Annotated in this window: 18 protein-coding genes; 17 read left to right on the top strand and 1 reads right to left on the bottom strand. The window is 56.7% G+C overall.

The genetic code is table 11. From position 1 onward, the window contains the following. Positions 1-86 precede the first annotated feature (86 nt). Positions 87-290, bottom strand: coding sequence for a 50S ribosomal protein L28 (gene rpmB / locus C1722_RS04955; protein ID WP_425319338.1), 204 nt, complete (start codon positions 288-290; stop codon positions 87-89). Positions 291-493: 203 nt separating this feature from the next. Here rpmB and C1722_RS04950 point away from each other — a divergent pair, with 203 nt between their 5' ends. The 17 genes from C1722_RS04950 (at position 494) to C1722_RS04870 (ending at position 21,429) form a co-directional block, all read left to right on the top strand. Beyond that, positions 494-841: an Asp23/Gls24 family envelope stress response protein gene (locus C1722_RS04950; RefSeq protein WP_102378257.1), complete on the top strand. Its 348-nt coding sequence runs from the start codon at positions 494-496 to the stop codon at positions 839-841. 77 nt (positions 842-918) lie between these two features. Beyond that, the gene (locus tag C1722_RS04945) at positions 919-2,553 is read left to right on the top strand and encodes a DAK2 domain-containing protein (protein WP_102378256.1); all 1,635 of its coding nucleotides are present in this window, start codon (positions 919-921) and stop codon (positions 2,551-2,553) included. 21 nt (positions 2,554-2,574) lie between these two features. Further along, a complete protein-coding gene (locus C1722_RS04940) occupies positions 2,575-4,806 on the top strand; it encodes an ATP-dependent DNA helicase RecG (RefSeq protein ID WP_102378255.1) in 2,232 nt (743 codons plus the stop codon). A 2-nt stretch (positions 4,807-4,808) separates the two neighbouring features. Continuing rightward, positions 4,809-5,408 carry a 16S rRNA (guanine(966)-N(2))-methyltransferase RsmD gene (rsmD, locus tag C1722_RS04935; protein ID WP_102378254.1) on the top strand — a complete coding sequence of 200 codons (600 nt, stop codon included), beginning with the start codon at positions 4,809-4,811 and terminating at the stop codon, positions 5,406-5,408. Further along, positions 5,405-5,887 carry a pantetheine-phosphate adenylyltransferase gene (gene coaD / locus C1722_RS04930; RefSeq protein WP_102378253.1) on the top strand — a complete coding sequence of 161 codons (483 nt, stop codon included), beginning with the start codon at positions 5,405-5,407 and terminating at the stop codon, positions 5,885-5,887. Before rsmD ends, coaD begins: the two co-directional genes overlap by 4 nt. Positions 5,888-5,948: 61 nt before the next feature. Next, a complete protein-coding gene (locus C1722_RS04925; RefSeq protein ID WP_180995038.1) occupies positions 5,949-8,519 on the top strand; it encodes a YfhO family protein in 2,571 nt (856 codons plus the stop codon). A 97-nt stretch (positions 8,520-8,616) separates the two neighbouring features. Next, complete coding sequence (locus C1722_RS04920) at positions 8,617-9,552, top strand: glycosyltransferase (protein WP_102378251.1); 936 nt, start codon at positions 8,617-8,619, stop codon at positions 9,550-9,552. A gap of 26 nt (positions 9,553-9,578) precedes the next feature. Continuing rightward, positions 9,579-9,818, top strand: a complete 240-nt coding sequence (locus C1722_RS04915) for an acyl carrier protein (protein ID WP_102378250.1) — start codon at positions 9,579-9,581, stop codon at positions 9,816-9,818. A 25-nt stretch (positions 9,819-9,843) separates the two neighbouring features. Next, a complete protein-coding gene (locus C1722_RS04910) occupies positions 9,844-11,211 on the top strand; it encodes an AMP-binding protein (RefSeq protein WP_102378249.1) in 1,368 nt (455 codons plus the stop codon). After that, the gene (locus C1722_RS04905) at positions 11,205-12,248 is read left to right on the top strand and encodes a LuxE/PaaK family acyltransferase (protein ID WP_102378248.1); all 1,044 of its coding nucleotides are present in this window, start codon (positions 11,205-11,207) and stop codon (positions 12,246-12,248) included. The genes C1722_RS04910 and C1722_RS04905 overlap by 7 nt, the downstream gene beginning before the upstream one ends. Continuing rightward, positions 12,235-13,449 (top strand): acyl-CoA reductase, encoded by a 1,215-nt coding sequence (locus C1722_RS04900; protein WP_102378247.1) that lies wholly within the window; start codon positions 12,235-12,237, stop codon positions 13,447-13,449. The genes C1722_RS04905 and C1722_RS04900 overlap by 14 nt, the downstream gene beginning before the upstream one ends. A 7-nt stretch (positions 13,450-13,456) precedes the next feature. Then, positions 13,457-14,200: an SDR family NAD(P)-dependent oxidoreductase gene (locus C1722_RS04895; RefSeq protein ID WP_102378246.1), complete on the top strand. Its 744-nt coding sequence runs from the start codon at positions 13,457-13,459 to the stop codon at positions 14,198-14,200. Between the two features lie 31 nt (positions 14,201-14,231). Next, positions 14,232-15,026, top strand: a complete 795-nt coding sequence (locus C1722_RS04890; RefSeq protein ID WP_102378245.1) for a GNAT family N-acetyltransferase — start codon at positions 14,232-14,234, stop codon at positions 15,024-15,026. Between the two features lie 246 nt (positions 15,027-15,272). Next, positions 15,273-17,186 (top strand): membrane protein insertase YidC, encoded by a 1,914-nt coding sequence (yidC, locus tag C1722_RS04885; RefSeq protein WP_102378244.1) that lies wholly within the window; start codon positions 15,273-15,275, stop codon positions 17,184-17,186. A gap of 127 nt (positions 17,187-17,313) precedes the next feature. Beyond that, entirely contained in the window at positions 17,314-19,308 is a 1,995-nt protein-coding gene (locus tag C1722_RS04880; RefSeq protein WP_180995037.1) for a sulfatase-like hydrolase/transferase, read from the top strand. A gap of 85 nt (positions 19,309-19,393) precedes the next feature. Further along, entirely contained in the window at positions 19,394-20,350 is a 957-nt protein-coding gene (locus tag C1722_RS04875) for a dTDP-glucose 4,6-dehydratase (RefSeq protein ID WP_102379542.1), read from the top strand. Further along, positions 20,350-21,429: a DegT/DnrJ/EryC1/StrS family aminotransferase gene (locus C1722_RS04870; RefSeq protein WP_102378242.1), complete on the top strand. Its 1,080-nt coding sequence runs from the start codon at positions 20,350-20,352 to the stop codon at positions 21,427-21,429. Before C1722_RS04875 ends, C1722_RS04870 begins: the two co-directional genes overlap by 1 nt. Positions 21,430-21,439 lie beyond the last annotated feature (10 nt).

The following is a 21,439-nucleotide window of genomic DNA, read 5'->3' as shown; positions in this document are numbered from 1 at the left end:
CCGGATCCCGGCCCGATGCGCACGGCGGGTCAAACGCAAAAAAGCCCGCCGCGAGGCGAGCTTTCGAGGCAAGCGAAAAGGAGGCTTTAGGCGCGCTCGATCTTTCCGGCCTTCATGCACTTGGTGCATACGTTGGCGCGCTTGACCTTTCCGTCGATCTTGACGGTGACCTTCTGAACGTTCGGACGGAAGGTGCGATTGGTCACTCGATGCGAGTGGCTGACGTTGCGCCCGGCGACCGGTGCTTTTCCGCAAATTTCACAAACCTTAGACATCTTAATCAACTCCATGTACGTTTCGGCATTAAACCGTTGATGACAAAAAAGCCTAAACACTATACCACAGGAAATCCGGCGCATACAAGAATTTTTAGTGTATTATCGCCCGTGGAGTTATCAGGCATTCTGCACAGCATCTGCCCCATGCGCTATACTGCTTAGCTAGTCTAAGCACATAGGTTTACCATAGCAAGCTTGTTCGCGAAAGGACCATCATGACCCAGACAATTCCGGGCAACCTTCATGTTGCCAACGACGTTCTGTCCGATCTCGTCGGCAATGCTGCGCTCGAATGCTATGGCGTCGTCGGCATGGCGGCTCCCACTGCCGCTGACGGAATAGCGAAGATCCTGCCGGCGTCGCGCCTGCGCCGCGGCGTCATCGTGACGACCACCGAAAAGGGCGTTCACGTCGATCTGTACGTCGTGATCGAGTACGGAACCAACATCAACGCCGTGTCCCAGAACCTTATCGACCAGGTCTCGTTCGCTCTGACCGAATACGCGCGCGTGCCGCTCGACGGCGTCGACGTTCACGTCCAGGGAATCAAGGTTCGCAAGTAGCCCGTACGGTATATGGAAGACCGCGCCCGGCCCGGGTGGGATCGCGTGCGGATTGCAAGCTAGGAGTAAGACTCAAGATGCCAGAATCATACACAACGAACGACCTTCTCAACGCCATCGCGGTCGCCTCGAAGGCGTTGGCCGAGCGTAAAGAAGAGGTCAATCGCCTGAACGTGTTCCCCGTACCCGACGGGGACACCGGCACCAACATGTCGCTGACGGTCGAGATGGTCGTCGACAACATCGCCAAGCTCCCCATCGGAGCGCACGGCGCGGAAATTCGCAAGGCAATCACGACCGGCGCGCTCATGGGCGCGCGCGGCAACTCCGGTGTCATTACCTCGCAAATTTTGCGCGGTCTGTGCGAGGGCAGCGCAGACTACGACGAGCTCACCACCGAGAGCATCGATGCGGCTTTCTCCCATTCTGCCGAAGTGGCGTTCCAAGCGGTGCGCAAGCCGGTCGAGGGAACGATCCTCACCGTTCTCAAGGACAGCGCCCTGGCTGCCAAGAAGGCGCGCAAGAAGAAGCTCGACGTGGAAGAAGCGCTCGAGTTCATCGTCTCGGAAGCCTACGCCTCGGTTCGGCGCACGCCCGATCTGCTCCCCGTCCTCAAGGACAACGGCGTGGTCGACGCCGGCGGATTCGGCCTCGCGATCCTCTTCGACGCATTCGCCTCCGCGCTCGTCGGCAAAGAGGGGCCTATGGTCGACGAGCTTGCGTTTGCGCGCGGCGCGGTTCCTCGGGTAGAGATCGAGCAGGTTAACGATTGGGAGGGCTCCCAGTACCGCTACTGCAACGAGTTCCTCGTCGATTCCGACAGCCTCGACAAGGACGAGGCGCTCGATTTCCTTGCCACGATGGGCGATTGCGAGCTCTGCGTGGGCGAGGCCCCCAAGTTCAAGGTCCATGTGCACTCGAACACTCCCGATAAAGTGCTCAAGTACTTCCTCGATCGCGGTCAGATCTCGGAGGTCCACATCCATAACATGCAGCTGCAAAGCGAAGCGCGCGCTGCGGGACTTGAGGCCGAAGAAGCCGAAGCCGAGCATAAGCCGATCGGTTTCGTGGCGGTGGCACCGGGCAGGGGCAACGCGAAGATACTCGAAAGCCTGGGCGTCGACGTCGTCGTTTCGGGCGGTCAGACCATGAACCCGTCGACAAAGGATCTGCTCGATGCGGTCAACAAGGTGAACGCCGATGCGGTCATCATCCTTCCCAACAACAAGAACATCATCATGGCCGCCCAGAGCTGTGCGGGGTTGTCCGACGTGCCGTGCGCGGTCGTGCCCACCACGAGCGTACCCCAGGCGTTTTCGGCTCTGTTCGGGTTCGACGAGGAAGCGAGCCTCGAGGAGAACGTCGAGTCGATGACCGAGGCGTACGAGGATGTGAAGACGGGCGAGGTGACCGTTGCCATCAAAGATGCGAAGGACGCCCACGACAATCCGATCAAGGAAGGCGACACCATCGGAATAGCCGACGGATCGATCGAAGCGGTCGGCAGCTCGATTGCCCAGGTGGTCATGGATCTGCTCGATGCGATGGGCGCAGGCGATGCCGATACGCTCACCATCCTTGCGGGCGAGGACATGACCGACGATGCGTTCGAGGAGCTCATCGGTGCCATCGAGGACGCATACGAGGATCTCGAGATCGATTCTCACCGCGGCGAACAGCCCCTCTATCCGATCGTCATGTCGGTCGAGTAGGCGTTTCCGAAAGCGAGTCGCTTGAGCACGCAAGCCACAACAGCATCCAATGGCAAGGCGGCGGGGGAGCGAACCCCCGACCGCCTTGCTGCTACTTTGGCCTTCGACGAGCCGGTGAGCCGCGTGCGGCTCGTCAGCCCCGTGCGGGCGAGCGCCCTCGCCAAGCTCGGCGTGCGAACCGTGCGCGATCTGCTCACGCACTTCCCGCGCCGCTACATCGATATGTCGCGCATCGAAGACGTGGCCCATGCGCAGATCGGCGAAATGGTTACGATTGCGGGCACCGTGCACGAGATCAAGCTCAAAAAACCCAAACCGCGCTTTTCGCTCGTCGAGATCGCGCTGACCGATCGGTCGGGTGTGCTCATGATCACCTGCTTCCGTCAGCCGTGGCTTATGGACCAGGTCAAGAAAGGCGATCGGCTCGCCGTTTCGGGAAAGCTCGAATTCAATTACGGGTTCAAGCGCATGACCAATCCCTTCATCGAGGAAGCGGACGATTCGTTCGACGAGCGCCATGGGCGCATCATCGCCGTCCATCCTGCGACCGAGAGGATATCGACTGCCTGGATGCGCAGGCTGGTGGGCAACGCGCTTTCTCTGTGCCGCGGGGCGTTTGACCCGCTGCCCGTCGATCTGAGAGCGAAGTACCGCCTTCCGAGCAGGATGAGCGCCCTTTCGTCGATTCATTTCCCCGTATCGATGGACGAGGTGGCGATGGCGCGGCGCCGCCTCGTATACGAAGAGGTGCTGATGCTCGAGCTTCACCTCATGATGGACGAAACGAGGCGCAGCGCAGGCAAGCCGGTGACGGCGCACGCGACGGACGGCTCCCATATGAGGGCGCTCGAGCAGAATCTTCCGTTCACGCTCACCGACGAGCAGGCTTCGGCCCGCGACGACATTCTGCGTGCGATGGCGGCCGATCAGGCGGCTAACCACATGCTGCTCGGCGATGTCGGCACCGGCAAGACCGTTGTCGCTTCGTTCGGGCTGGCGGCGGTTGCCGATACGGGTACGCAAGCGGCCATGATGGCACCCACCGAGGTTCTTGCCCGCCAATACGCCGGCAAGCTCGGTCCGCTGCTCGATGCTGCGGGCATCACCTGGGAGGTGCTGACGGGCTCGACTGCGCCGGCCGAGCGCGAGGCCGTCATCGAACGGGTTGCAGGCGGAACGGTAGACGTCCTGTTCGGCACCCATGCGCTGCTAGAAGACGATGTGCGGTTTCGCAACCTTACGTTCGTGGTCATCGACGAGCAGCAGCGCTTCGGGGTCGACCAACGTGCGGCGCTGCTTGCCAAGGGCGAAGCGCCCGATGCCCTCTATATGACGGCGACGCCCATTCCGCGTACGCTCGCGCTCGCGCTGTACGGCAACCTCACGTTGTCCTACATAAAGAACAGGCCGCTCAATAGCGCGGGGAACACGACGAAGGTCTACGCGAAAAGCGAGAGGGGCCGCGCCTACGACGCCGCGCTCGCCGCGCTCGCCGAGGGGCATCAGGTCTACGTTGTCTGTCCCCTTGTGGGAAAGCCCCATCCGAATTCCGAGGCCGAACGGAAGGCGAAGCGCGAAAACGACCTCGAGTCCGACGAATACGAGTACGCCGTCATCAGCATCGAGGACGAGTCCGATATCGAAGACGATGCGAAGGCGGCTATCCAGGAGGCGGCTTTCCTTCAGGAAAAGACCTTTTCGAGCTATAGGGTTGACCTTTTGCACGGAAAGATGAGCGGTGCGGAAAAGCAGGAGGTCATGGATCGGTTTCGGGCGGGGATAAGCCAGGTGCTTGTGGCGACGACCGTGATCGAGGTCGGCGTGGACGTTCCCAACGCAACGGTGATGATCATCGAAGACGCCGAACGGTTCGGCCTCTCGCAGCTTCATCAGCTGCGGGGACGCGTCGGGCGCGGCACAGAGCCCGGCGAGGTGTTCCTTGTTTCGGGATCGAAGGCGCCGTCCGCCCTCGAGCGCCTTGCGGCCATGGAGAAGACCGAGGACGGGTTCGAGCTCGCGAGCTACGATCTGTCGCTGCGCCGCGAGGGCGACATCCTCGGAAACCGCCAGCACGGCGCTTCGATGCTCAAGCTCGTGAACGTCGTGCGCGACGGCAAGATAATCGAAGCGGCCCATGCGGACGCCCGCGCGATGCTCGCCGAGGACGCGGCCCTCGAATCTGATCGCTATCGTGCGTTCGGGCGTGAAGTCAGGCTTGCGTTCAGAGGTTTTGACGAAGTAAAGGGAGGATAGGCGTGAGAATCGTAGCGGGAGAGTACCGAGGCCGTCCCCTGAAGGCTCCGAGGGGAGACGCCACGCGACCGACGACCGATCGAGTGCGCGAGGCCCTCATGAGCGTAGTAGCCAGTGCGCGAGGAGGCTTCGGCGATGCGGTTGTGCTCGACGCATTCGCCGGCTCGGGCGCGCTGGGATTGGAATCGCTGTCCCGCGGTGCCGCATCGGTCCACTTCTTCGAGCGCGACGGCGCTTCGATGCGCACGCTTGCCGACAACGTGAAGACCCTGGGGATCGAAACGCTCGGAAGGGGCGCGCGGGCGCGCCTTCATCGCGACGACGTGCTCAAGAATCCGCCGACCTACGCGAACCCCGCCTTCGACCTCGTGTTCCTCGATCCGCCGTACGCGATGGATCCGACAGCCGTCGCGGATCTCGTCGATGCGCTCGATCGGGCGGGCGCGCTTGCCCCCGACGCTCTCGTTTCGTACGAATATGCGAAATCGGACGATTCTGCGGTTGAGGGGGCATTCGCATCGCTACAATGGGAAACCGTTTCGAAAAAACACTACGGCGATACGGGAATCGCCTTGTTCGGAAGGATGCGCGAAAACTCATGAAGCGAGCAATGACGCCCGGCACGTTCGATCCGATAACCGAAGGCCATCTGGATGTGATCACGAGAGCCGCCCAGCTTGTCGACGAGATCATCGTAGCCGTTGCGGCCTCCCCGAAAAAGAAGCCGCTCTTCACGCTCGAAGAACGCGTCGCCCTCGCACGGCAGGCGACCTCGCATCTGCCGAACGTCCGCGTCGAGCCGTTCGACGAGCTGCTCGTCGACTTTGCCGAACGCATGGAAACCACGGTCGCCATCAAGGGCCTGCGAGCCATTACGGATTTCGAATACGAGTTCCAGATGACCGCCATCAACTACCAGATCGACCGCAACCTCGAAACGCTCTTCATCATGTCGCCGCCTGAGTACATGTACCTTTCGTCTTCGGTCGTACGCGAGATAGCGAGCCTTCATGGCGACGTGAGCCAGTTCGTCCCCCCCTGCGTGCGAGAAGCGCTCGAGAAGAAGTACGCCGAACAGTAAGAAATTTGATACCATACACAGAATTGTCGGGAATAGCGCGGAAAGAATAATGCGATCACCTATGAAACGTTATGGCTTAAGCTCTCTGTTCTACGCATTGTCGTTTTTGGCACCATGCGGCATTGTCGTTGCATCGTTTTTCATACTGTCCATGTACCCATTCGGGGATCGAGCGGTCTCGGTATGGGATCTGCAGATCACCTACACGTACTTTTACGAATGGTTCAGGGATTGCCTAGCCGGCAATCAAAACATTTTCTATTCGTTTTCAAAATCGCTTGGCGGAAACATGTACGCTGGATGGTCTGGGCTTTTGACGAGTCCCATCAATTGGCTCATCCTGCTTTGCGGCGACAACCCGATGGACTTCGTCACGCTCATGATCGTTCTCAAATTCGGGCTTGCCGGTCTGACGTCGTATTTCTATGTTAGGCGGAGGTTCGCGCTGTCGCGCCCGATCTCCCTGTGCTTGTCGGTCTGCTACTCCATGATGCTCTTTATGACGACGCAGTCCGCCAATCCCATGTGGATGGAAGTGGTGATCCTCCTACCTCTTGTCATGTACGGCGTCTACTGCATTGTTCATCGGGGCAAAGTCGTCTTCTTCTACGTGAGTCTCCTTGCAACCATTATTTGCAACTACTACAACGGATACATGGTCTGCCTGTTCAGCATAATGTTCTACCTGTTCGAAAGCTATCTGTTCGTTCCGCAGGCAAAGCGGGTGCGGGCCGGAATCATGGTCAATCCGGGCAGGTTTTCGATCGCGTTCTCCCTTGCGGTCTTTTCGTCTCTTTTCATACTGCTGCCAACGGTGTTAGGCTTGCTTGGCGGCAAGGGGGCTGTTCCCGGTGGACTGTTCACGTTCGAGTTCCGCTACGATCTCAATGATCTTGCTCGAAGCTTCTTCCTCGGCGTATACGAGAAAGAACAGCTTCCCCAGATGTACTGCGGTACGCTCACGCTCGTTTGCGCGATCTGGTTCTTCCTCAGCGATAAGATAGGGAAGCGCGAGAAGGTCGCTGCCGGCGTATTCATCGGCTTTATGGTGTTCTCGACGTGGTACGCACCGTTTGACCGGATCTGGCTTGGCTTGCGCGACGGCAATTCGTTCTACTGTCGCTTTACCTTTCTGGTCTCGGCCCTGTTTTTGTTCGTCGCAGCCCGGGCCTTATCGGTCGGGTGGGAACATCGATCGTACAAGGGGCTTGTTAAGGCGGCGGTGATCGTTGGGATCGTCGCGGTAGTCATCTACTGTGACGGGAACTTCCCCCGCACGCGGTTTTTCGTGGCGACGATCGCCATGTGCGTTGCCATACCGCTTGTCGTTATCTTGCTGGATAGATTCCGGGATAATGCTTTTCGTCGGTCCGCCCTTTCGGCGATCCTTGTTTTGGCGGTGAGCTTCGAGGCGCTCTTGAGCTGTCATGGGATTTTCAGGACACGGCTCGATTCGGACAATCCCAGTTATTATTCGCGCTATGGTTCGTATTACGAAGAAGGAGAGAACGCGCTTGAGGAGGTCGATGCCAAAGACGGAACCGACGTCAATGCCTATAGGTTGGAGAAAACGTACAATTTCCTTTCACCGTTCCGCCGTATCGCGCTCAACGAGACGATGGCGTTTGACTATGCGGGTATAGCGCTTTACGATTCGGCCTATGACGATCGGGTGCAAAACGTGCTTTCCCGCTTGGGATACACGCCTGATCGCGGCATCAGAACCAGCTACAACGATCCCATGATCGTATCCGATGCCCTGCTTGGCATCAGATACGTTTCCGATGACGAATGCCCGCCCGGGTTTGTCGAATCCGATATCGAATCGACGTGGGAGGGCAAGAAATTCTACGAAAACCCCTACGCTCTTCCCCTTGGGTACAAAGCGAGTTCGGAGATACTCGACGAGATCGAATTCGACGGAGACCCGTTCGAGTACCAAAACGAATTGGTGAACAAACTTGTCGGCGAAGAAGTCGATTGCATCGTCGACGTGAGGGGTCGCCTCGTCGAACGAGGCGATGGCGAATGGGTTTGGGAAATCGAGCTGCCTGCGGATGCTCCCGAGGGTGCTATCCTGTACGGCTACTTCGAGTATGGCTGGCAGCTCTCGGTCGATCTCTACGATAACGACGAATACCTCTACGTCTATCTTGACGATTGGTCGCAAGGAGTATTTCCGATAACCGCCGAAACCGAGGACGGGGTCCACTCGATCATGCTCAAGGGCGATATTCCCGAAAACGCAGACGACCTGGTTTTCCATGCCGCTTATGTTGATATGGATAAACTCGGGGCAGCGTGCGACAAGCTTGCCAGCCATCCTTTCGAAATCGACACGTTTAAGGACGGCGAAGTCGCGGGGACTTACGTTTCCGATGGCGATGGCGTGCTATTCACGACGATACCCTACGATGCGGGTTGGACGATCGAGGTGAACGGGACGGTGGTCGAACCCCAGGTAGTCCAAGACGCATTCATCGCCTTCGATGTCGAAGCTGGTGAAAACACAATCAAGATGACGTATTTCCCGCCTGCCCTTGGCCTCGCGGCGGGTTTGTCGGGGCTTGCGGTAGCCGGTTTCATTGCTTCTGCAGTTGCCATGCGCCGGAGGGATCGGCAGCTGCGCTGATGGGCAAGCTAGCCATTTTATGAAAAAGATCGGCGGTCTGCATGGCTATGGTACTCTAGATAGGTTTGATGTCAGTGGAGCATGGTAAAGGAATGCAATGAAGCTTGATCTGTCCATAGTCGTCCCCGCTTACAACGAAATCGAAAGCCTCGAATCGCTCTACGAGGCGATCACGGGATACATCGATTCGACGGACCTTGATCTGCAGTTCGTCTTTGTCGACGACGGATCCGTCGATGAAACGTACTCAGTGCTGTGTTCGTGGGACCTCGGGAAAGCTCATAGCAAGGTGGTTAAGCTGTCTCGAAACTACGGTTCGCATGCGGCGATTCGAGCGGGTATATACCATGCCGATGCGGATGCCGTCATGGTTTACTCGTCCGATATGCCCGAGCCCATCGAAGACGCGGATCGGTTTTACCAGGGGCTCAAGGAAGGATACGAGCTCGTATACTCGGTGCGGACGGGGTATCGGGGCGATCTTGGGAGCAGGTTGTTTTCGAAGCTCGTCAATAGATGCATCGATGAGAATTACCCCGCAGAAGGCCTTATCGGCGTTGCTTTCGGAAGCAAGATAAAAAAGGAGCTCAACACCGACATAGAATCCAACTCATCGGTATTCTTCCAGATATTCCAAATGGGGTTCAGCAGACTTGCTATAGAGGTGCCCTACCTTGAACGAGAGCAGGGTGAATCGAAATGGACGCTTGCGAAGAAAGTGAAGTTGTTCGTCGATAGTTTCGTGATGTTCTCGTATGCGCCCATCCGCGTGATAACATCGATCGGGATTCTTCTCGCTGCCGTGGGAATCGTTTGCGCAATCGGAATCATCATTGCTAAATTGTTCAACATATTTGAATTTGCCGCCGGCTGGCCTACGATGATCAGCATAATGCTGCTCGGGTTCGGGGTAACGAACGTCTCGCTGGGCATCATTGCCGAATATCTTGTACGTACGCTCGATGCGGCGAGAAACAAGAAGACATTCATCGTCGATACGGTAATGGAAGACCATGCGCCGGATGGACGATAAGGACGTAATGAGTAGGAGATACTTTTATGAGCAACATCGAAACGTATAACACGGCTTTCAAGGATACCCTTGAAGTGGATGACGCCATGCTTGGTGCCGATCTCGTATACCAGAGCGTGGAGAACTGGGATTCGGTCGGGCACATGCAGCTTATTGCGGCGCTTGAAGACGCTTTTGACATCATGCTCGACACCGACGACATCATCGATTTCAACTCTTATGAGGCAGGCAAGGCAATCCTCTCTCGCTACGATGTAGAGCTGTAAGTTAGAATTGGGATGCTTGAGCAGCATGTTCGACGCTATTGCATACCATGACGAGGGACGCAGTGTCACCTACAAAGAGATGCTTGAGAATGCGGACCGCATAGGGAAGCGGGTAGAGCCTCGTTCCCTCGTTCTGTTCGTCGCTACCAATACCGGTGAATCCCTTGAAGGTTACCTGGGGTTTTTGAGAAATCGAGCCGTTGTGATGATGGCTGCTTCGAGTATAGATGCGGATTCGCTCGAAGCGCTGCTCGAGGCGTATAAACCCGAATACGTTTGGTGCCCGGATTCGTTCGGCTATTCTTCCGATTCCGAGAAATCGTACGGAAGATACCGTTTGTGCGAAACCGGCATGACGGGCGAAGCGAAACCCCATTCCGATCTCGCATTGATGCTTACGACTTCGGGGTCGACGGGAAGCAGGAAGTACGTGCGGCTAACCTATGAGAACATTCGGGCGAATGCGATCTCGATTGTCGATTACCTTGGGATATCGCCAGGCGATTGCGCGATTACGACGCTGCCGTTTTCGTACTCTTATGGGCTGTCTATCATCAACAGCCATCTTTTGGCGGGCTCTTCGCTCGTGCTGACCGAGAAGACGATGTTCGACAGGGAGTTCTGGGATCTCGTTCGCGCAAGGAGCGTCACCACGTTCGGTGGCGTGCCCTACACGTATTCCATGCTGAAGAGATTGCGCTTCGAACGAATGGATCTTCCCTCCCTTCGCTACATCACTCAGGCTGGAGGAAGGCTCGGCAGGGATCTGCACGAGCACTTTGCGCGCTTATGCGCCGAGAAGAACATCGATTTTATCGCAATGTACGGTCAGACGGAGGCGACTGCCCGCATTGCCTATGTGCCTGCAAGCCGCAGCGTCGAGAAGGCCGGCAGCGTCGGCATCGCTATCCCCGGGGGTGAATTGTCGATACGTGACGAGTCGGGCGGCGAGGTCGAAGCACCGGATACCGCTGGCGAGCTCGTGTACCGAGGTCCTAACGTTTCGATGGGGTATGCAAGCAGCCGCATCGACGTGTCAAGGGGCGATGATTTCGGCGGCGTGCTCGCTACGGGCGATTTGGCCTGCCGCGACGAAGATGGCTTCTACCGCATCGTCGGCCGCATGAAGCGCTTCCTCAAGGTATACGGCAATAGGGTCAATCTTGACGAATTGGAGTCGATGCTCGCGGTCGAGGGGATCGTTGCGGCCTGTTCGGGTGAAGATGATGCTCTCAGGGTGTTTGTTGAAGACGGCGATCCGAAAAGCATTCAATCGATCGTTTCCGAAAAGACCGGTTTATACAAAGGTGCTTTCGACGTCCGGCTCATCGATGCTCTGCCTCGCAATGATGCAGGCAAGATCCAATACTCTTCTCTGGAGGATCTATGCTAGATTACGACGAGCTCTTTTCGCTTGACCCTTACGGGCTTAATGCACAGGACAAGAGCCTGTTGTATCGTCGATGGCTTCGAGATCTATCGGAGCACCATCGAAAGCTCTGTGTTCCGTACGATCGTCTCGTTCGTGCCCTCGGCGAGAATCCGGCAATTCCCGTGCGGCTCTTCAAGGAATACGATCTGAGGAGCATCGCGCAAGACGACGTTGCCAAAACCATGACTTCATCGGGAACTACAGGGCAGCGTGTATCGAAGATATACCTGGATAAACAGACTTCGTTCCGGCAATCGAAAGCGCTCTCCCGGATAGTATCTTCATTTACCGGCAAGGCTCGCATGCCCATGCTTATCATCGATTCGAGCGCCGTTGTGAAAAACCGCGCGATGTTTTCCGCGCGAGGGGCGGGCATCCTCGGATTTTCCATGCTTGGGCGGGATTGCACGTACGCCCTTGACGAGAACATGGATCTCGACATCGAGGCCATCGAGTCGTTTTGCGAAAGGCATCACGGAGAGCGGGTATTTCTCTTCGGCTTCACCTTTATGATATGGGAGCATTTTTTCCAGGCTTTGAGGAGAAAAGGCAAGAAACTTGAAATCGACGGAGTACTGATACACGGCGGAGGATGGAAGAAGCTTGCCGATCAGGCCGTGTCGAACGAGACGTTCAAAAGGGTGGCAAGGGAGACCTGCGGCGTAGAAGAGGTTTACAACTATTACGGCATGGTGGAGCAAACAGGCTCGATATTCATGGAGTGCGAGTGCGGTCATTTGCATGCGTCGGTGTTCTCTGATGTCTCGATCATCGATCCGACGACCATGGAGCCCGTTGCTTCGGGAAGGGGCTTGATACGTTGCACGTCCCTTCTTCCCACAAGCTATCCGGGCCATATCCTCCTTACCGAAGACGAGGGCGAGATCGTCGGTGTCGACGATTGTCCTTGCGGTCGTAAGGGGACGTATTTTACCGTACACGGTCGCATGAAGGGCGCGGAGATCAGGGGGTGCTCGGATACTTATGAACGCCGTTGAGATGGATCCACGCATAAGCGGGACGATACAGTGCCTTGCGGGCTGCCTCGACGGTATCGTCGCAGAACCGCTGCTCCCTTATAGCGAAGAGGCGATATCCTTTCTTGCTGCGTTGTCGAGCAGGCTTATGAAGGACCGCTCTGCGAAGGGGTTCCCCGATATCATTTCGTTTGCGTATTGGTGCAGGAAGTCGAATATCGAAAGGAAACGCGACGAATCCCGGTCTCGAACAGCGTATTTCGATGAAAGGATCGGGCGAGGTCTGACCTTTCACATCGCTCCATCCAACATTCCTGTCAACTTTGCCTTTTCGTTCGCGTTCGGGCTTCTTGCGGGTAATGCATGCATCGTTCGTGTTCCGAGCAAGCCGTTCGAGCAGACAGGGGTGATCTGCCGTGCAATAGAGGACGTTTTACCCGAGCATCCGGAAATAGCGAAACGATGCGCCGTCGTCACCTATCCGGTCGACGACGAGGTAACAGGTGCTTTCTCGCTCGTTTCGGACGCTCGGCTTATCTGGGGCGGGGATTCGACGATAGCTTCCGTTCGAAGGTTGCCGTCGAAACCTCGTTGCGTCGACATCCTGTTCTCGGATCGCTATTCTGTCGCCTTGATGGATGGCAGGGCGATGAAGGATATCGGCGATGAGGACCTCTCTCGTTTAGCCGAGGGGTTTTACAACGATACCTACCTTATGGATCAAAACGCTTGCTCGTCTCCGCAGATGATCTATTGGCTTCATGACGTTCCCGAAAGCAGGGACCGATTTTGGGCAGCGGTACGCGAAAGCGCTGCTCGTCGGTATGTTTTACAGCCTCAAATCGCGATGGACAAGTACGTGCAGCTTTGCGAGGACGTACTTGATGCGGTTGCGGGAGGCGAGGTGCGCTTCGATGGCTTGCTCACCGTGGTTGACGTCTTGTCTACTCCGGACGATATCTGCGGATTGCGGGGAAAGGGCGGCTACTTTTATCAGCAGGTCGTCTCAGACCTTAACGAGATAGAGCCGTTTGTCACGGAAAGGTTTCAGACCCTTCTCTATTTTGGGGTCGAAGCGTCCGACATAAGGGATTTTGTACTGAAAAAGAAGCTGAGGGGAATCGATCGCATCGTGCCCGTCGGTCATGCAATGGATATAGACATCGTCTGGGATGGGTATGATCTTGTTGCCGAGCTATCCCGCATCGTGGACGTTCGATAGGAGGATTATGCTATTAGAAGAATCCGTATGCTTGGTAACGGGGGCAAGCAGGGGCATCGGGGCCTCGATTGCGATGCGTTTTGCCGAAGAGGGCGCGACGGTATACGCGAACGCGCGAAGCGAAGGCTCGCTCGACGCCCTTTGCGAGAGCAATGCGGGTCGACGCAAGGGAACGATCGTTCCCGTTTACTTCGACGTATGCGATGCCGCCGGGCAGAAAGCGGCGATCATGCAGATAAAAAAAGAGCAGGGAAGACTCGATGTTCTGGTGAACAACGCAGGCATCATGAAAGATTCCCTTATCGGCATGATCGATCGAAGCACCGTGCAGGCAACGTTCGAGACCAACGTTTTCTCGGCGATCGAGCTCATGCAGCTTGCAACGAAGCTCATGTTCAGGCAGGGGTCGGGAAGCGTGATAAACATGTCGTCGCTTGTCGGGGTCAACGGAAACAGGGGGCAGGCCGTTTACGCTGCGTCGAAAGGCGCCGTGATCTCTCTCACCAAGGCCGCTGCGAAAGAGCTCGCACCGAAAGGAATTCGGGTCAACGCTGTTGCGCCGGGCATGATCGATACCGATTTGTTCCGTTCGGCAGGTGAAGAGGCCGTTGAACGGTTTTCCTCATGCATCGGGATGGGCAGGGTGGGCGCACCCGAGGACGTTGCCGACGTGTGCGTATTTCTGGCAAGCGATCTTTCCCGGTATGTGACGGGGCAGGTCATAGGAGTCGATGGTTCGGCGCTGATGTAGGCAAGCGCGAACGGGCAAAGGGCATAGCGAGATGAAATTATCTTTTGATGTGAGCGACACGCAGGATGAGACGTTTTTCGGTCGCGAGGGGAGCGGCGCCATCGAGTACCGAGAGCGCACCTTCGAGAGCGAATGCTTTCATAACCGAACGGCGGAAGTGCTCGATTGGGACACGGAGTCTTTCCCCGAGCTTTTCGGCGAATTCATCGATGAAAAGGGGTTTGTCTCCGGCGATCTTCTCTATCTGAGGCTTCCCGCAGACGATATAGGCGCCATTCAGGCTGCGGAGGCGGCAGGCTTCTATTTCATCGAAAGCTCGATCATACCGTTTCTTAAAACGCGTCATTGGGACAGGCGCCGCTACGAGAGGTATGTTTGCCCCATGGTCGAAATCGATGACGAGAGGATAGGCGAGGTCAAGGAGATAGCTCAAGCCACGTTTCGCGGGCTGCGCTTCAATCTCGATCCGCACGTCGGCGATCAGCGCGCTGACGAGAGATACCTCCGCTGGCTGATGAACGCGTATGAGGGCGGTGAGGACATATGCGCCATCATGCATCATGGCAGCGTTGCGGGGTTCAGCCTTCTGCGTCACGAGGATGGCGGCAAGACGGTCTTTCGCCTGGCGGGGATGCGCCCCGACCTCAAGAACGCGGGTCTTGGGATGATGCTCTATGCCAGCACGGTTGCCCGTTGCCAGGATCGGGGCGTGAAACACATAGACGGGGGAATCAGCATGGCAAACTGCCCCGTCTTGAATGTGATGGCAAACCTTGGATTCTCATTCAGGGATCCCACTATCGTATTCCACTATTATGTTGAATAGCGGGTGTTGTTTTTCTGCTGCCGGAAACCGCGTCGGGATTTCATAGGCGACTGTTCGGTGTAAACCGTGTGGCCGCTTGCGACGGTTAAGCGGTGGATGCCATATCTGCTAGAATGAAGAAGATTATGGTTGGATACCGGTGCTGTCAGGTTTTCTTGACGGGTTGACAATGCCGAAGGCGGCGGTTGTTGCAGCGCTTTCGGGGTGATACTAGGTTTATTCTTTGCGAGAAGGGTCGATTTCATAATGCTCGATGCGCTAGCCAGCGTTCTTTCGCTGATCGTTCAGCCGTGCTATGACTTGACGGGGAATTGGTGGCTCGCCATCCTCCTGTTCACGGTAATTATCAAGATTGTTCTCATGCCGGTCGCTCTGTGGTGCCAAAAAAACGCCATCGTCATGGTGCAGCTCATGCCCGACCTCAATCGCATTACAGTCAAACATTTCGGTGATCGCGAGACCATCGGAGAGATGCAAAACGCTCTGTACAAAGAGCGCCGATACCATCCGATGCTGAGCCTCGTGCCGCTCGCCATCCAGATTATAATCTTGTTCGGGCTCGTCGAGGTCGTCCGTTCCATTACGGAAGGCGGTGCGCCCGGTACCGAGTTCATGGGCCTGGTGCCGTTCGAGGACGGCGGCGCCTCGTGGGCTATGCCTTTGCTTGCGGGGCTTTCTGCTGTGATCATGGGTTTTGCTCAGAACAGGATCAACCCCCTGCAGCGCGAGCAATCGAAAACCGAGAAGAACGTGACGAACGGCCTTTCGATCGCCCTGTCGTTCGTGCTCGGCATTTTCGTTTCGGCTGGCATGGCGTTTTACTGGATATGCTCGAACCTCTCGTCGATTGCCGTGCAGGCGCTCTGCAACGCCATCATCAAACCGAGCAAGCACATCGACTACGAAGATCTGGCGGAAAGCCGCGTCTCGCTCGACGAGCTGAACGCCCTTTCGAAAAGGACGACCAAATGGTATCAGCGCGATCCTCTCGCGAAGCGCGAGAAGGCCGATTACAAGCGCTTCTTCAATATCGTGAACAAGCACATCGTATTCTATTCCGAGGGGAGCGGTTTCTACCGATACTTCCAGGGCGCGATCGAGTGGCTTTTGGCTAATTCCGACGTGCGCATCCATTACATCACGAGCGATCCGAACGATCAGGTCTTCGAAATCGCAAAGACCGAGCCGCGCATGCTCCCGTATTTCATCGGCGACAAGCGGCTCATTACGCTCATGATGAAGATGGATGCCGACATCGTAGTCACCTCTCTCGAGGATCTGGAGAATTACTATATCAAGCGCTCGTATATTCGCCACGATATCGAGTACGTTTTCATGTTCCATCATATGACCAGCGCTCACATGGTTGCAAACAAGAATGCCTACGACCACTACGAGACGATAATGTGCGCCGGCCCCCATCAGGTTGAGGAACTGAGGCGAGCGGAGGAGCTGTACGGTTTGCCCGCGAGGAACCTTGTTCCATGCGGTTACGATTTGCTCGATCGCCTGATAGCGTCTTACGAGGTGTTGGAGAAGAGCAAGCACGAGCGACCTGTCGTCATCGTCGCGCCCTCGTGGCAAGACGATTGCATCCTCGATACGTGCGCCGATGAGATGCTGAAGCTTTTGCTTGCCGAAGGGTATCGCGTTATCGTGAGACCGCATCCCGAGTACGTAAAGCGATACCGACCTCGATGGGAAGCGTTGCAAGCCCGATTCGCTGATGTCGACGACGGGGATCTTTTCTTCGAGCGCGATTTCGGGTCTACCGATACCGTTTTCACCTCGGATCTGCTCATAACCGACTGGTCCTCGGTTGCATGCGATTTCTCGTTTTCGACAGGGAAACCCTCTGTGTTCGTCGATACGCCGATGAAGGTGGGAAACCCCGATTGGCGCGAGTACGGGATAGAGCCTACGGACATCTCGCTGCGAAACGAGATCGGTGTTTCCGTTTCGCCCGACAACCTCGCCGCCCTTCCCGCTATCGTTAAGGATATGCTCGGCAACCACGATGCGTGGGCTCATCGGATCGAGAGCGTTCGGGCGGGATTCATCTTCAATCTCGGACACGGTGGCAGCGCGGCAGGGGAGTACCTGCTTGAGAGCATATTGGCCAAGCAGGAGGCAAAGAAAGCGGAGATCGGTCATGTCTGATATGCAAGCGAAGACGATGACGCACCGTACGGCGGTGCTTCGAAGCATTTTTACAGCGTGCGCGCTGGTGTGCGTCGCGCATGTCGCATTTCCTCCCCTGGCGTATGCATACGTCGACCCATCTGTTATGACCTATACCATTCAAGCGCTTGCGGGCGTGGCCGTGGCTCTCGGCGCAGTTGCCGGCGTGGCCTTCAGGCGGACGCGAAAAGTGCTCATGAAGGCGCTGAACATCGATGAGAATGCCGGGAAGGAGGTCGAAGGCGATGTGCACCGCACGGGAGCGGCTTGGGCTGAGGCGGATTGCGACGAAGCGGGTCGGACGCGATCTTTCGCCGAAGCCCCCGACGCTCGATACGCCAAAAAGAAGGAAAGGTCGGGCAAGCCGCTTCCTTGGCCGAAGCGGATCGTCGTCTCTCTGGTCGCGGCAGCGTTTCTCGCATACACCGTGTTCGTGGTGGCCCCTTACGAGATAGTGGCGAGCAATTCAAGCAGTCTGGTGTTCGGCCTTTCCGATATATGGGCGCCGATAGCCGTCGGCGGCATCGTTATCACGGTATGTCTCGCGCTCGTTCTCTCGATTTTTCGCGGCAAGGTATTCGATGTAGCGGTTGTTTTGGTCGTTGCCCTTGGCGTATGCGCGTATGTGCAGGTCATGTTTCTTAACACCTCGCTTCCGACAGCGGATGGTGCTTCGGTGGTTTGGGGCGACTATACCACTGCAACGGCCGTCAGCGCCGCTGTATGGATTGCGGTAGTGGCCGCTTTCGTCGGTTTTGCCGCGTATCGGAGCCGCTTGTGCCGCGGGGTATCCGTTGCGATAGGCGCCTGCCTCATCATCGTTCAGTCCGTGGCGGTAGCAAGCTTGTTTCTGACGCCCCAGGCGGCAGATGCCGACACCGTGGCGGAAGCCTCCACGGAGCCGCTCGTGGTAACGGAGGACGGGCTGTACAGCGTTTCAAGCAAGGAAAACGTTATCGTGTTCATTCTCGATAAGTTCGATACGTTCGAGATGGAGCATCTGCTCGACGAAAACCCCGACTTGCTCGATCCTTTTACGGGCTTTACGTATTTCCCCGATTCTACCGGCTCGATGGTTCCCACCATGTTCGCGCTTCCTTACCTTGTGACAGGGGAGCTCCCTCAAGAAGGAGAGGAGTTCACCCGCTACATTGACGAGCGATACACCCGCAGCACGTTTCTCGAGGACATTGCTAAGCAGGGATACGATGTGGGGATTTATTCCGATTCGCTCGGGTGGGGAGATATAGGCGAGTTGGCGGACAAGACGGTGAACATCCATCCTCTGGGCGAGCGCCGAAGCTCTCTCGATGTCGAGGGCGCTGTGGGAATCCTGTATCAATGCGCTTTGTATCGCGATCTACCTTGGGTGTTCAAGCCTCCGTTTTGGTTCTACACCGACCAAGTCAACGATGCGATGGTCGTTCGGGACAGCGATGCAAACGGCGCGGACACCCCCTACACGATGAACGATTTGCGCTATTACGATATGCTCGCGAACGGCGGCCTGAAAGTTGAAGACGGCGGTGCCGAGGGAGATTTCCGGCTGATACATTTGAACGGCTCGCACGAGCCGTACGTGATGGATGAAAACTGCCAACCTGCCGAGGGAGGCGAATCGACGCGCGACGAGCAGAGCATCGGAGCGCTCGGCATCGTGGAGGAGTATATCAGCCAACTCAAAGAGAAGGGGCTCTACGAAAACTCGACGATCATCGTTATGGCCGATCATGGGGACTGGTATGTATCGAAAGACCCCCTAACGGAGCCGACGAGCCCTCTGATGCTTGCGAAACCCGCGCAAAGCAAGGAGGATTCGGAGAAGCCCTGCGTGATATCGGATATGCCGGTGAGTCATGCCGATCTTTTCCCGACCGTCATCGATGCGGTCGGGGGCGACGGTTCGAAGTACGGGTCGACCATGTTTGAGATAGACGATAAGGACCGTGCGCGTTACTACTACATGACCACAACCGATCACTCGGAAGGCTATGTAAACGAGATAATCGAATTCGAGATAGACGGACCTATGTCGGACTTCGACAATTGGCACCTCACGGGACGAAAGTGGTATTACGACTCGAAGAACTACACGAAATAGGGCCGTTGCGGAAAGACGGCGATCTATGACGGAAGCATGCGCCCTGCGCAGGTGCACGGCGGCGACAAAGAAGGACGTGAATCGCATGAGGAAGAGCATTGAGGGTTCGAACATTCTGGTGACCGGTGGAGCGGGTTTTATCGGCAGTCACCTCGTAGACAGGTTGCTCGATAAGGGGGCTGCAAGCGTCGTCGTCATCGACAACATGTTCCTCGGCAAGGAGGAGAACCTTGCCGACGCGATGCAGCGCGGCGCGATTCTGTACAAGGAGGACGCTGAGGACAAAGAGGCCCTCTCGCGCATGGTCGAAGAGCATGCCGTCGATATCGTGTTCAACCTCGCGACAAAGGCTTTGAACTATTCGTTCATCGATCCGTGCGATGCGTTCGAGACAAACGTCGTCGTTATCGGAAACCTCCTCGAGCTGCAGCGTGCAGGAGCTTTTTCGACGCTGTGCCATTTCTCGTCTTCCGAGGTGTACGGTACCGCCGTGTACGAGCCTATGGACGAGAAGCATCCGTATAATCCGACGACGACATACGCCGGGGGCAAAGCTGCCGCCGACATCATGCTCAGAACCTACGTCAACATGTTCGACCTCGATGCATTCATCGTGCGGCCCTTCAACAACTACGGCCCGCGGCAAAACGCCGAGCCGCCCATGGCTGCGATCATACCCCTGACCGCAAAGCGCATCATGGACGGTATTGCACCGGAGATCCATGGGACGGGGAAGCAGAGCCGCGATTTCATCTATGTGCTCGATACGGTCGATGCGGTGATCGATCTGTTCGATAAGATGGAAAAAGGCCAGGAGGTGAACATATCCGCCAATGGAAATACCTCGATGGAGGATGTGATCACCAAGATCAGCGCATATATGGGCTACGAGGGCGAGATTGTGCGCAAGCCAAGGCGAGGTGCCGATGTGGATTGCCATAACGCCACGAATGCCCTTGTCAAGAGTATGATCGACTTTAAGATCCGCTCGTTCGACGAAGGACTTGCCGAAACGCTCGATTGGTACAAGGAGAATCTGTGATGATCAAGCTCATTAAGCCCTACATCTCCTTCGATGAGGTTTCCGCGGAGCTCGAGGCGATCTTCGATTCGGGAATACTTACGAAAGGTCCGTATTCGAAACTTTTTCCCAAGAAGGTGGAGGCCTACACCGGGGCGAAGTACGCGTTCAACGCGACCTCGGCAACGACGGCGCTTACGATGGCGCTCAAGGTCCTTGAGGTAGGACCGGGCGACGAAGTCGTGGTCTCCGATTTTTCGTTTCCCGCGTCGGTCAACGTGATCGAGGATGTGGGGGCCACCCCGGTGTTCGCCGATGTTTCGCTTGAGACCTACAACATGACGCTCGACGAGCTCGCCTCGAAGATCACCGAAAGAACCAAGGCGGTAATTTTCGTCGATGCCCTGGGGAATCCCTCCGGGCTCGATCGGATTGCCGGGCTATGCCGCGATAAGGGTATCGTGCTGATCGAAGACGCCGCCTGCGCCATAGGAAGCGCCGTAGGCGGGCGCAAGGTGGGTTCCATCGCGGACATCACCTGTTTCAGCCTCCACCCTCGCAAATTGCTGACATGCGGCGAAGGAGGCATCATTGCAACCGATAACGATGCGTACGCCGAAATCCTCTCCTACAAACTGAACCATGGCGCCGACGCGTCGGGCGACTTCGTGTCGTACGGGTACAATTACCGTCTTCCGGAAATCCCTGCGCTTATGGGGTGTTCGCAGATCGACAAAATCGACGATATCGTCAAGGAGCGCAGGGCTCAGGCTTCCGAATACGCCCGTCTCCTCGAGCCGCTCGGTTTTACCGCCCAGAAGGCGGCGGAAAACGCTTACCATAACATGCAGAGCATCGTGTTTACCGTGCCCGAGGGCGTCGATCGCGATGACTTGTGCCGCTATCTTGCGGGTCGTGAGATCGAGAGCACAATCGGGACGTACTGTCTGAGCGAGTGCGCGTATTACAGGGCCAAGTACGACAGCGTCCAACCTAACGCGTCCTATCTGCAGCACCACACGATCACTTTGCCCTGCTATACCGACGTGCCTGTCGGCGAAGTGTGCGCTGCTATTGCCGACTACATGGCGTCGCGGTAAGCGCAGCCTA

This window comes from Raoultibacter timonensis, assembly GCF_900240215.1.
GTDB lineage: Bacteria > Actinomycetota > Coriobacteriia > Coriobacteriales > Eggerthellaceae > Raoultibacter > Raoultibacter timonensis.
The sequence above is the reverse complement of the archived record's forward strand: the minus strand, read 5'-3'. Positions and strand labels throughout refer to the sequence as shown.